This is a genomic window from Vibrio sp. Vb1337 (assembly GCF_033338715.1).
Taxonomy (GTDB): domain Bacteria; phylum Pseudomonadota; class Gammaproteobacteria; order Enterobacterales; family Vibrionaceae; genus Vibrio; species Vibrio alginolyticus.
Genome location: NZ_JAWOTD010000022.1, coordinates 62,902 through 74,964 on the forward strand (window position 1 = coordinate 62,902; position 12,063 = coordinate 74,964).

11 protein-coding genes are annotated in these 12,063 nt (G+C 46.2%); 5 read left to right on the plus strand and 6 right to left on the minus strand.

The window, feature by feature from the left end; genetic code table 11:
- Window positions 1–5 precede the first annotated feature (5 nt).
- The 5 genes from xerC to lptM all read right to left on the minus strand — a co-directional run bounded on the left by xerC (window position 6) and on the right by lptM (window position 3,901).
- Window positions 6–938 (minus strand): tyrosine recombinase XerC, encoded by a 933-nt coding sequence (gene xerC, locus R7E42_RS19890; protein WP_005378742.1) that lies wholly within the window; start codon window positions 936–938, stop codon window positions 6–8.
- Window positions 904–1,635 carry a DUF484 family protein gene (locus R7E42_RS19895; protein WP_017636089.1) on the minus strand — a complete coding sequence of 244 codons (732 nt, stop codon included), beginning with the start codon at window positions 1,633–1,635 and terminating at the stop codon, window positions 904–906. The genes xerC and R7E42_RS19895 overlap by 35 nt, the downstream gene beginning before the upstream one ends.
- Window positions 1,629–2,459: a diaminopimelate epimerase gene (gene dapF, locus R7E42_RS19900; RefSeq protein WP_005378744.1), complete on the minus strand. Its 831-nt coding sequence runs from the start codon at window positions 2,457–2,459 to the stop codon at window positions 1,629–1,631. Before dapF ends, R7E42_RS19895 begins: the two co-directional genes overlap by 7 nt.
- A 10-nt stretch (window positions 2,460–2,469) precedes the next feature.
- Entirely contained in the window at window positions 2,470–3,723 is a 1,254-nt protein-coding gene (gene lysA, locus R7E42_RS19905; RefSeq protein WP_005378745.1) for a diaminopimelate decarboxylase, read from the minus strand.
- Between the two features lie 61 nt (window positions 3,724–3,784).
- Complete coding sequence (lptM, locus tag R7E42_RS25975) at window positions 3,785–3,901, minus strand: LPS translocon maturation chaperone LptM (protein WP_005378746.1); 117 nt, start codon at window positions 3,899–3,901, stop codon at window positions 3,785–3,787.
- 74 nt (window positions 3,902–3,975) lie between these two features.
- Between lptM and cyaY the strand changes: the two genes are divergently transcribed.
- Window positions 3,976–4,290 carry an iron donor protein CyaY gene (gene cyaY / locus R7E42_RS19915; RefSeq protein ID WP_005383391.1) on the plus strand — a complete coding sequence of 105 codons (315 nt, stop codon included), beginning with the start codon at window positions 3,976–3,978 and terminating at the stop codon, window positions 4,288–4,290.
- 69 nt (window positions 4,291–4,359) lie between these two features.
- Here cyaY and R7E42_RS19920 read toward each other — a convergent pair whose 3' ends face one another.
- Entirely contained in the window at window positions 4,360–6,888 is a 2,529-nt protein-coding gene (locus R7E42_RS19920) for a class I adenylate cyclase (RefSeq protein ID WP_318072941.1), read from the minus strand.
- Window positions 6,889–7,234: 346 nt separating this feature from the next.
- Here R7E42_RS19920 and hemC point away from each other — a divergent pair, with 346 nt between their 5' ends.
- The 4 genes from hemC to R7E42_RS19940 are packed head-to-tail and all read left to right on the plus strand — an operon-like array spanning window position 7,235 to window position 11,311.
- Entirely contained in the window at window positions 7,235–8,173 is a 939-nt protein-coding gene (gene hemC, locus R7E42_RS19925) for a hydroxymethylbilane synthase (protein WP_262635785.1), read from the plus strand.
- Between the two features lie 2 nt (window positions 8,174–8,175).
- The gene (locus tag R7E42_RS19930; protein ID WP_062730807.1) at window positions 8,176–8,904 is read left to right on the plus strand and encodes a uroporphyrinogen-III synthase; all 729 of its coding nucleotides are present in this window, start codon (window positions 8,176–8,178) and stop codon (window positions 8,902–8,904) included.
- 17 nt (window positions 8,905–8,921) lie between these two features.
- Window positions 8,922–10,130, plus strand: a complete 1,209-nt coding sequence (locus tag R7E42_RS19935; RefSeq protein ID WP_222712620.1) for a uroporphyrinogen-III C-methyltransferase — start codon at window positions 8,922–8,924, stop codon at window positions 10,128–10,130.
- Window positions 10,130–11,311 carry a heme biosynthesis protein HemY gene (locus R7E42_RS19940; protein ID WP_318071169.1) on the plus strand — a complete coding sequence of 394 codons (1,182 nt, stop codon included), beginning with the start codon at window positions 10,130–10,132 and terminating at the stop codon, window positions 11,309–11,311. The genes R7E42_RS19935 and R7E42_RS19940 overlap by 1 nt, the downstream gene beginning before the upstream one ends.
- The last annotated feature ends 752 nt before the right edge of the window (window positions 11,312–12,063 follow it).

Genomic DNA, 12,063 nt, shown 5'->3' on the forward strand with positions numbered 1-12,063 from the left:
TCGGCTCACTCCCCGTTCTTTTTACGTGCGCGTGGGTGGGCTTGGTCGTAGGCTTGCGCCAAATGTTGGAAATCCAAGTGCGTGTAGATTTGGGTCGTCGAAATGTTCTCGTGCCCTAAAAGCTCCTGCACCGCACGTAAGTTATTGCTTGATTCGAGCATATGTGTCGCAAATGAGTGACGCAATTTATGCGGACTAATATGGCTTGCGACAGACTGTTTCTGCCCCCATTCAGCCATGCGCTTTTGCACGCTACGATGCGAAATACGCGTTCCAAGCTTAGATACAAACAAGGCGGGCTCACCTGGAGCGGCTAAATCACCACGAACGCGTAACCACTTCCCGACCCACTCGGTTGCCATCCCAGAGAACGGCACTTTACGTTCTTTATCGCCTTTACCAATAACACGAAGCTCACCACTACGCAGTTGTACGTCACGTACATCCACACCCACCAGTTCAGCCAAACGTAAGCCGGCGCCATACATCAGCTCCATCATGGCGCGATCGCGCACAGCCAGCGGGTCGTCCTCGTTGACTTCAAGTAATTGGCTCACTTCGTCAACATCGAGGTTTTTGGGCAACGGGCGTTTTTTGCGAGGTGCTGAAACCCCTTTGGCTGGGTTAGCCGACATCTCGCCACGCAGAATAAGGAAATCGAAAAAGCTACGCAGCGATGAGAGGCGCGTTGCCAAACTGCTGGCTTTCATGCCTTCTCGCATGCCCTTACCTGCTAATTGGCGCACCCAACCAGCATCCACTTGAGACCAATCTTTGAGCCCCATTTCAGCTAGGTGCTGCGCCATAGTTTCTAGCTGCTGTTTGTAATTGCGCTGAGTATGTAGGCTAAGCCCCTTTTCGCTTCGTAAGAATTCATAGAAGCGCTCAAGAGGCTTTTGCAGACTATTTGGCAGAGGAGTGTTGGGAGTTGTCGTCATCGTAACTTTGCCATACCAGTGTTTGAGCGAGATGTGCCACTACTAATGATAGGTGACGCAAAAACAAGGTATCCATATCTGGCTGAAAATGGCCGCCATCTTCACTAGAAAAAGCAAGCACGCCCAGTGTTTGCTGTTTCACGAGCGGCAGTACCACATAGGAACCCATTTCCGGCACTTCCATGTTGCCAAACAAAGCTTCACGATCTACTTTGCGAAGACGTCCTAAGTACGCATCTTTGCCATTTAAGTGAGTGGTCGCAAAGCGTTGATAACTTTCCTTACTCAATTGAATCGATGCGTCGCATTGACTAAACAACCGAACAAACGCACGTAAGCCCAATGCTTTGGCTTTATCTTCGATAGAATGAATGACTTGTTTAAAGTCACCACACTTTAGAATCTGCCCCTGCAAATCCATAAATTCGTAAAAGGTGCGATCATTGTTCGCCGCAAGCGACATTAGTGTAGTGATCTCTTCCTCTAACTCTTCAATGCGCTGACGTTGACGATTCATTTGGATGTGCACCAAAGATACCGCGCCTAAGTCTGAGTGTGGGAAAGATAAACGATCCACAAGCTCCGGACGTTGCACAAAAAAGTCTGGATGATCTTTGAGGTACTCGGCCACTACTTCAGCCGTTAAGGCATCTGCTTCTACTTGAGACAAACCGTTTCCTTTTTCTTCAACTAGCAAGACAATTGACCATCAAATACATGCGTTGTAGGTCCGGTCATAAACAACGGCTTGCCAGGACCTTGCCATGCAATTCGCAATTCACCACCAGGTAGAGAAACCTTAACGTTTTCATCCAACAAGCCCTGCAGAATCCCAACCGCGACTGCCGCGCATGCACCACTACCACAAGCTTGTGTCTCTCCTGCGCCTCGCTCGTAAACTCGAAGACGAATATGGTCACGACTCATCACCTGCATAAAGCCAGCGTTGACGCGCTCTGGGAAACGCTCATGCGACTCAAGCAGCGGACCGAGAGTTTCCACTTCTGCCGTATCCACATCGTCGACCACGGTCACTACGTGCGGGTTACCCATGCTCACAGCACCACAAAACAAGGTATTGTCGCCTGCTCGCATGATGTAAGTTTTCTCTTTTTGCTTCGCTTTGAAAGGAATTTTGTTCGGTTCAAACTCTGGCACGCCCATGTTGACCGTCACTTCCCCATCATCTTCGATGTTGAGAATCATCTTTCCTTTCTTGGTGCTCACGCTGATGCTGTATTTATTGGTCAGCCCCTTCAAGCGAACAAAGCGGGCAAAACAGCGTGCACCGTTACCACACTGTTCAACTTCACTACCATCGGCATTAAAAATCCGATAATGGAAGTCGGTTTCAGGGTCGTACGGGGCCTCTACCACAAGCAATTGGTCAAAACCAACGCCAGTATGACGATCCGCCAAGCGGCGGATCAGGTCTTGCGAGAAAAACACGTTCTGGGTAATACAGTCGACGACCATGAAGTCGTTGCCCAAACCGTGCATTTTGGAAAAGTGGAAATGCATTTGTTGTGTGTTACTCCGGTAGAATCTGTTCCAGCTGCCACAAACTGGTCAGCTCCTCACGCTGGCGAACTAAGTGGCTTTGTTTACCGTCCACCATCACTTCTGCTGCTCGGGTACGAGTATTGTAGTTCGAAGACATCACAAAACCATAGGCACCTGCTGAACGAACCGCGAGTAGATCACCTTCTTGCAAAACGAGTGCGCGATCTTTACCCAAGAAGTCGCCGGTTTCACAAATAGGACCAACCAAGTCGTAAGTCTGAGCTTCACCCTTTCGCGGTGAAACTGGCACAATATCTTGCCATGCTTGGTATAGCGCAGGACGCATCAAGTCGTTCATTGCAGCGTCGATAATCGCAAAGTTTTTATGCTCAGTATGTTTTAAAAACTCAACACGCGTTAGCAATATACCTGCGTTCGCAGCAATTGCACGGCCTGGCTCAAAGATCAGCTCCAAGTCTTGGTGATTTTCAAGACGGCCTAGTAACGCTTTGGCGTAATCAGAAGGCTGAGGTGGTAATTCATCACGATAGACCACACCCAAACCACCGCCGACGTCAAGGTGACGAATGTTAATGCCTTGCGCTTTTAAATCATCAATCAGGGCTAACAAACGGTCTGTCGCGTCGATAAATGGGTCTATATTGGTCAGCTGAGAACCAATGTGGCAGTCGATACCTTGCACATTCAAGTTCGGCAGGCTTTGCGCGAATTTATAAACATCTGGCGCACGATCAAACGCAATGCCGAATTTATTGTCGCGAAGACCAGTCGAAATGTAAGGGTGTGTTTTCGCGTCGACATCTGGATTGATACGCAGAGAAATTGGCGCAATCACACCAAGCTCACCCGCAACCTTGTTCAAACGTTCTAGCTCTGGCTCAGATTCAACGTTGAAACATTTGATACCTAGCTCAAGAGCGCGCTTCATCTCTGCCGGTGTTTTACCAACACCAGAGAAAACGACTTTTTTCGGATCACCGCCTGCGGCAATCACACGCTCAAGTTCACCACCCGACACGATGTCAAAACCCGATCCCAAACGCGCTAGCGTGTTCAATACGCCTAAGTTTGAGTTGGCTTTCACCGCGTAGCAAACCAGGTGAGGATGCTGACCCACAGCACTATCAAACGCCTTCCAATGGCGCTCTAGCGTGGCTCGAGAATATACATAAAGAGGAGTGCCATATTGCTCTGCAAGAGCTTGAAGTGGGACGTCTTCGGCCCAAAGCTGGCCATCATCCTGATAGTTGAAGTAATCCAAAATTCGCTTCCCTTATTTTATTCGACTGCTGAACCCTAATTTCACCCTAAGGTGCGGTTATTTATTGTGATTGCTCATTCTGTTGAGTGTCATCTGGAATGTATAGTGAGCCAGACTGACCACACCCCGCTAAGGTCGCGGCAACCATCACAAACAACACAGTAACTAATTTTTTCATTTCGCATATCGTGATTATTGAATCAATGCCCCCTATAATCGCACCACACTCAGGAAAAGCAATAGGATAGACGGATGAACGATACTGAATTTCATCAACTGGTGGATGCGCAGATGCAAATCATCGAAGAATCCATCGATGATTCAGGCGCAGACATTGATTACGAAGTCACTGGCAACGTAATGACATTGGAATTTGAAGACCGCAGCCAAATCATCATTAATCGCCAAGAGCCGATGCATGAGATCTGGCTAGCGTCCAAATCTGGTGGTTTCCACTTCAAACTTATTGAAGGTAAATGGACCTGCTCAAAAACGGGTATGGAGCTATTTGAAATGGTGAAGCAAGAATGTGAAAAGCACGCGGGCGAAGCCATTGATTGGGCATAATTCTGGTCAATCGTCACCAAAACAAAAAGAGCACCGAAGTGCTCTTTTTGTTTATTGATACGGGTTTAATTACGCGTTCACAGTTTTGGTCGGGCGACTCGGTGAACAACCGTCATTACGGTAAGGAATGATATACGCATTCCCCTCTTCAGGGTGAATAATTTGATAGTACTGAGGCAGGTTAAAGTTAATAAACTTCGACGCGACGCGACTATCGTCTTTTACCGACGTGTAGAAACTGTTTACAGACGAAATCATTTCATCTTTGGAGCCACTAAATTGGTGATACACTTCCACTTGATTTGACTCATCCAACACATAAATATTGAAGCCATCTTCGTTATCTTCAAAGAAGAACTGCACTAGACCTTCACTGGCAAACCCATCCACCGCTTCAGGCATTTGATATTCTTGCTCACGATCGAGCATTAACAGCGGCGAGCCTTTGAGTTTGTTAGTAGAAATGCTGCGGTAGAAATCGATGGAATTTTCTAGCTTCTGCACCGACACACCACGACGTTCAAAGAACAACCCATAAGTCTGGTTACCAAGACGCATCGCTTTAAAGCGGCGGCGTTTCTCTTGCTCTACTGGTTTCAAGCGTAAGTCGATACATTCAGCTAAAAGCTGGTAAACCATATTACGCATCACACCACGCATGTTCGTCGCATAGCAGAACACATCCACTGATTCTGGTGGCAACGCATCTTGGTGCATTTTGCCCAAAATGGTTTTCAGTGCATCCAGCATCGCCGTTTCCCCTTTGAAATGCAGCGTACGCACTTCATGCCAAGAGTTACGGTAAACAAGGTCAACACTGCCGACTAAATTTTTATGTTCTGGACCGAAGCTAAAAATATCGGTGTTCTTAACATCCACTTTCAACGAACGACCAGAAAGTTCAGACGTCGGATCATTTTCAAAGTTGATGAACATCGCAAGCTGGCTTATTTCACAAGGACTCGCTAGCGCCTGCATAGATGGACGACGCTTACGCAACGCAAAAGTATTTCGTAAGTCACTCACCATTTGGTAAAACTTATCAATATCTAGCTGCGCTTCACGTACCACGGCATGTAAACGAGTCGATTCAGTGATCAAGCCATTGAAGAATGCCCAAGCAACCAACTTACTCAAGTATTCATGATGCTCTAGATATGGTTGCCCCAAAATGCGGTGCGCAATAAGTGGTTGTTTATAGAGGTACCAACCAGACTTGTTCACTCCCCCTTTTTTCACTTCGATAAAGCTCAAGTCAGGCTCGTGCAGATCAGGTGAAATCTGTGGGTTTAGTAACGTTACTTTGCCCGGCAATACTTCAAAAGCCGCGTAAAGTTTACGGGCCAAAATACTGATGTCTTGCGGACTGATAGCAGAAGTGATGTCGTTACGACGCGCAAATTGAATCAAGTTACGGTAGCTTTGCATCAACGCATCCAGCAATGCATGATGTACCACCTTCACTTGTTCAACCTTCCAATTACGGCGGTCATCGAGCTCTGCAACGACACTGGCATCCCAATTCCATTTTGCAATCATATCGCTCAGCGCTTCACGGCGCCAAGCTACTGAGCCAACATTCGGCTCACGAGATAATTTTTCATGGGTTTTGAGATAGAAACAGCGACGCACTAAATCCAAACGTGTATCGTCTTGAATTCGCTCTAAGTAACGGGTTACTTTTTCCAACATTAAGTAGTACGCATCCATGCCATAGAGATCAGGCTCATGGGCAAAGAAACGACGTTTAGTGTCGATGCTTAACAATTGAGTATGCGGGTATTCCCACGAGTAAGCTTCTAGCAAGATGGCTTTTAATACCGATTTGTAGGGAGAGTCGATGCTTTTGTATAACTGCCACAAGTTCGAGCCGAAGTATTCTTCAGCAGGAATGCAGTTCAATTTACCAAAGTCGATCCATTCACTACAGTCGATGTAACCATCACTGCACAGTTGAGAAACGTACTCGTCGTAACACTCTTCCATTTCTGGCGGCACGATTTGCCATAACAAACGCTGTCCGGCAATACGCACCGCACTACGATAGAATTCATCTAGCAAAAGTAAGTGCTGAGATGAACCACAGTTATCACCTGTCATCTCCTCAGAATGATTGCTTCTAAAGCGCTCTTTATCCATTAAGAAAAAGTTCGCTTCCACGCCTTTGCTTTGTGCCCAATCCGTGATGAGTAAGCATTTATTGGTCAATAACTCGCGTTCGTCACAATCCATCTCTGGTGAGATACACACCCAAATATCCAAATCACTGGAAGTACTTTGACCAATCGAGGAGGTACTGCCCATGGTGTACAAACCCAATATAGCGGGCTTTTCTACCGTCTTGAGCGGCTGACCAATGGCAAGTTGAATATCATCTATGAATTGTTGCTGAATGCTATTTAGTTCAAGCCCATGCACACCAAAAGGGACATCGGCATCATAATAGCCAGGAATTACAGGATGGTTGTAGTTCAACAAGGCAGGAATCAAATGGAAGACTTGCTGGCTTTGCGAATCCATAAGCGCCAGCGCGCGATCAACTCGCTGCTGATTCAAATTATCTAGTCGCTGGATGATTTTTTGGGTGTAAGCCTGCAAGGGGAATTCCTTGGTTGAACAATCACGAAAATCTGCTGACGTTTTAAACCAAAATGGCTTAAAAACGTGATCAATTTAACACTTTTATTGGTGCGGGTAAAGCTTCACGCCCGCGTATCACTCTGGATACAAAACCATACTTTAGTCACAAAATTAATCGCGCGGTAGTGTCGCTCTTATTACCTATTACTAATAATAGTCCTTAGTCTAATTGAGAATCCAGTCACACTATTTTCATAACGTCATGTAATTCCATTCATAGCCTTCAGAGATAACGAACTAACAGTAAGCATTTCTTGATGAGAATGGTAGGATAAACCCAAATCCAAACAGCATTGAGAAGATCATGACACAATCCACACCGATTCGCATTGCAACTCGAAAAAGCCCTCTTGCTTTATGGCAAGCTTACTTTGTTAAAGACGCCCTTCAAGCCGCTCACCCTGGCTTGGAAGTCGAGTTAGTAACCATGGTGACCAAAGGTGACGTGATTTTAGATACACCACTAGCAAAAGTTGGCGGCAAAGGCTTGTTCGTAAAAGAGCTTGAAGTCGCGATGCTAGAAGGACGCGCAGACCTCGCCGTTCACTCAATGAAAGACGTACCCGTCGATTTCCCAGAAGGCCTTGGCCTCGTGACCATTTGTGAGCGTGAAGATCCTCGTGATGCCTTCGTCTCTAATACCTATAGCCACATTGATGAGCTCCCTCAAGGTGCCGTGGTTGGTACCTGCAGTTTGCGCCGTCAATGTCAACTGAAAGAATATCGTCCGGACATCATCATCAAAGAGCTTCGCGGTAATGTGGGCACTCGCCTTGGTAAGTTAGATGCGGGTGAGTATGATGCAATCATTCTTGCTGCGGCTGGCCTCAAACGATTGAAGCTTGAAGAGCGCATTCGTAGCTTTATCGAACCAGAGCAATCACTACCAGCGGTAGGCCAAGGTGCTGTCGGTATTGAGTGCCGCCTTGACGATGAAAGACTGCTTAAGCTGCTTGAGCCACTTAACCACCAAGACACCGTAGACCGCGTTTTGTGTGAGCGCGCAATGAATCTGACCCTAGAAGGCGGCTGTCAGGTACCGATCGGCAGCTATGCCCTACTAGACGGCGACAACATTTGGTTACGCGCATTAGTTGGCGAACCAGATGGCAGCGAAATTGTTCGTGGTGAAATTCGTGGCCATCGTAAAGATGGCGAAGCATTAGGAGTGCAGCTAGCCAATGAGCTGCTAGATAACGGCGCTCGTGAAATCCTAACTAAGCTGTACGCAGATAACGAATAACCATGGCAGTGTTGGTCACTCGGCCGGGAGAGCAAGGCAACGCGCTTTGCTCTCTGCTCGAAAGGCACGGCATTTCCGCATATCACCATCCTCTGATCGACATTGTCGCCGATCTCACGGACACGCACCTCTCTAAACATCTACATCAAGCTCAAATTGTTATCGCTGTTAGTCGACATGCAGTGCAATGTGCACAGCAAATCTTAGCCAGCAACGGGATGTCATGGCCGAAACAAGCTATTTACCTTGCCGTTGGTCAAAAAACAGCACACTATTTAAGCAAATGTACCCAACAGAAAGTACACTATCCCCAAGTCAGTGATAGTGAACACTTATTGCGACTGCCAGAGCTCAACAATGTGGCACAACAACAAGTTCTTATCCTTCGTGGTAACGGCGGAAGAGAACTGATCAAAGATGCATTGGTGAGACGTGGCGCAAAAGTTCACTATAGTGAGACTTACAAGAGAGAATTCATCCCATTCGATCCAGTAAGCTGTGTCTCACTATGGAAAAACCTACAAATTAACCAGATTGTTGTCACCAGTGGTGAACAACTGGATTATTTGTGCAGCCAATTGACGTCGGAGCAATTGACTTGGCTTAATCAACAAGAGTTGTATATCCCCAGTCAGCGTATCGCTGACATCGCAATTCAAAGGGGGTTCACTCGCGTGAGATGCACGGGAAGCGCATCCAACCAAGAATTACTGGCGGCTCTCCAGCCCTAGCTACACAGGATATAGGCATGACAAGTAAAAATAACGACCAAAAAAATAACGATAAAAACCTTTCCGAAGAAACCTCATCGGCACCGCTAGTCGAAAAAACCACATCGCAGCAGGATGCGAACCTTAAAAAAGAGCAACCACAAGCGGCCGAGCCCCCAAAAACAGCAGAACCAAAAGTCGAGTTTGAAGAAAAACAAGGCAAACGCGGTGTCAAACTAGGCACGGTCGCTATCATCTTATCGATTATTTTTGGCGGTGGCCTCGCGTACAAGCTGCATCAACAGCAAGCCGATTACCAAGCGCAGATCGCCCAACTAAAAAGTCAGCTAGAAAGCACTCAAGCTTCCATGAAGCAAGAACTCAGCCGGGTACAAGAAGAAACCATCGAGAAAGCAACAACCGTGACACACAAAGCGGAAGTGGTACTTGGACAGCAACAGAAGAGCATTGAAAGCTTACAGCTCGCCGTTGCCGATGTGAAAGGTCGTCGACCAAACGACTGGCTATTAGCGGAAGCCGATTACCTTGTCAAATTAGCTGGTCGTAAATTGTTCTTAGAGCACGATGTAGAAAGCGCGACTCAACTGATGGAAAGTGCAGACCAACGCATTGCAGCACTGAATGACCCTAGCCTCGTCAAACTACGTAAAGCAATGGCGAACGATATCACCAAACTTCGCACTATCCCGCTAATTGACCGTGATGGATTGGTACTACGCTTAACTGCCCTACAACAGCAAGTAGACAAGCTCCCTCTCGCCAATGCACTGCTACCTGAAGCTGAAGCCGTAGAAAACACTGAAGTGTCTGAAGATATCGCAAACTGGCAAGATAACTTAATGACCTCTTTGAAGGACTTTTCAGAAAACTTCATTACCTTCCGCACGCGCGATGGTAACGTCATTCCACTGCTTTCTCCTGAGCAACACTTTTACCTGAAAGAAAACATCAAAGCCAAATTGGAAACGGCAATAAAAGCGGTGTACCAAGAACAAGGTGAAATTTACACCACATCTCTAAAAACAGCCGACAAATGGGCATTAGCTTTCTTCAACCAAGACGATAATTCCGTTAAAGAGTTCAACAAAACGGTTAACCTGCTAAGTCAGCAAAATATTCAAGTGGAATACCCAACAAAACTGCAAAGTCAGTCTCAACTATCAGATGTCATCCGTGAACGCCTACGTCGTGAAGTCACAACGATGACAGGCATGGAGGATAAGTAATGTTTCGTCTTATTTTCCTATTTGTTGTACTAGGCGCAGGACTATTTGTTGGCACCCAGTTTTCTGGTCAGCAAGGCTATGTACTCATCTCCATTGCCGAGAAAACGATCGAGATGAGCGTAACGACATTAGTGGTTTTCGTTATCGCTGCACTCGCAGGTCTTTTTCTGCTTGAGTACCTGATTAAGAAGTTAGTTTATGCTAGTTCTACAACATGGAACTACTTCAGTGTTCGCAAAATGCGCCATTCCCGCCGATACACCAATGAAGGCATTATTAAACTTCTAGAAGGTGACTGGAAAGGTGCTGAGAAGAAAGTAACTCGCTGGGCAAATCATCACGATATGCCGCTGCTTTGCTACTTGGTTGCGTCTGAAGCCGCACAAGGCCAAGGTGATAAAGCAAAACGAGATCACTATCTAGAGCTAGCGAGCCAACAAGAGAACGCCCATCTCGCAGTAGAACTGACTCGAGCGAAACAATTTATCCGCGACAACGAGTTCGAGTCCGCTTTCGATACCTTGCAATCGTTAAAAAGTCAGTATGCGAGTAACTCTATTGTATTGAACTTGCTGAAAACAACGTACATGCAGCTAAAGTTGTGGCAACCTCTTATTGACCTCTTGCCACAACTAACCAAAGCAAAACTCATCACGGAAGAAGAACATGCAGAGCTGATTCAAAAGGCGCAGTGCGGCTTACTCCATGAAGTAGCGCAACGACAAGGTAGCGAAGGGCTTATCTCTCATTGGAATAGTCTCTCACGTAAAGTGAAACAAGACACACACCTCGTTGCCTGTTTTGCTCGAGAACTCATCACACGAAAAGCTGATGCAGAAGCCTTTACCGTGCTAAAAGAAGCATTAAAAAAACAACCTGCCCCAGAGCTTTATCAACTACTGCCAGATCTAAATCTGCCAGATACCCACCCTGTCGTGGTCTTCTTAGAGGGCGTAGTGAAGAAAGAACCGGATAACGCCGCTGCCCATAGCGCATTAGCGCACTTCTATTTCCGTCAAGAGAAGTGGCAAGAAGCCCAAGATCACTTTGAGATCGCCTTAAAGCTTCGCTCTGACGTCTCTGACTATGCATTCCTAGCAGACACACTAGAGAAGCAAAACCTAACCAAAGCTGCTCACGAAGTCTCTCGTAAAGCTCTCACGCTCGTACAGAATGACTAACTTAAGATGACCTAACCAAGCCGACAGCTTACCTGTCGGCTTTTTTATTGCCTGCTATTAACCCTTTAGTCCTTAGTCATCAATATGTTTATCCAATTCATTGGTTCCCAAGTAGTGCCCGACTTCCTAGTAACTCACTATCGTTTCACTTTCACTCTTCTCTTTTGACTACTCTGATCCTGTCATTCCAGCAGAATCCAAAACAATTTTAAAAGATGCAGGAATACGTAACTTTAGCCTGTTGATGTATGGTTTTAAGACGTAGCTAGATTTAGGCAATAGAGCACACGCGTCGCTAGACTGAGCAAAACAAAAAGATACATCAGTGAAACTGTGGCTATTTTAGTATGCTTATTTGTTCGGTCTATCCGGTAAAAGGGGCTAGAGAAGCAATGGTAGTGCTTTAAGAGAACGATAAGGCAATAGATGGTTCAACAACTTAACAAAGCATCTCCAACAACCTTATCGGGACAGCATGCAGTGATGAGGATGAACAGCTTTAGAGGCAACTGCACTTCTTAGCAAAAATCAAAACGTCACAACCAATACCGATACCAATATTACTTTGTCGAAAAGTAGATCGCATATGGAATTGATTTTTGACAAGCACAGATAGAGTAATAAAGATGTGCGGAAATGAAAAAAGCCTCGCTATTTCTAGCGAGGCTTCTTAATAGTGGCGGAGAGATAGGGATTTGAACCCTAGATACGCTATTAACGTATGCCGGTTTTCAAGACCGGTGCTTTCAACC

Coding starts and splice junctions, on each gene's coding strand:
- xerC (WP_005378742.1), bottom strand. CDS start 938: ATGACGACAACTCCCAACACTCCTCTGCCAAATAGTCTGCAAAAGCCT.
- dapF (WP_005378744.1), bottom strand. CDS start 2,459: ATGCATTTCCACTTTTCCAAAATGCACGGTTTGGGCAACGACTTCATG.
- lptM (WP_005378746.1), bottom strand. CDS start 3,901: ATGAAAAAATTAGTTACTGTGTTGTTTGTGATGGTTGCCGCGACCTTA.
- cyaY (WP_005383391.1), top strand. CDS start 3,976: ATGAACGATACTGAATTTCATCAACTGGTGGATGCGCAGATGCAAATC.
- hemC (WP_262635785.1), top strand. CDS start 7,235: ATGACACAATCCACACCGATTCGCATTGCAACTCGAAAAAGCCCTCTT.
- R7E42_RS19930 (WP_062730807.1), top strand. CDS start 8,176: ATGGCAGTGTTGGTCACTCGGCCGGGAGAGCAAGGCAACGCGCTTTGC.
- R7E42_RS19935 (WP_222712620.1), top strand. CDS start 8,922: ATGACAAGTAAAAATAACGACCAAAAAAATAACGATAAAAACCTTTCC.
- R7E42_RS19940 (WP_318071169.1), top strand. CDS start 10,130: ATGTTTCGTCTTATTTTCCTATTTGTTGTACTAGGCGCAGGACTATTT.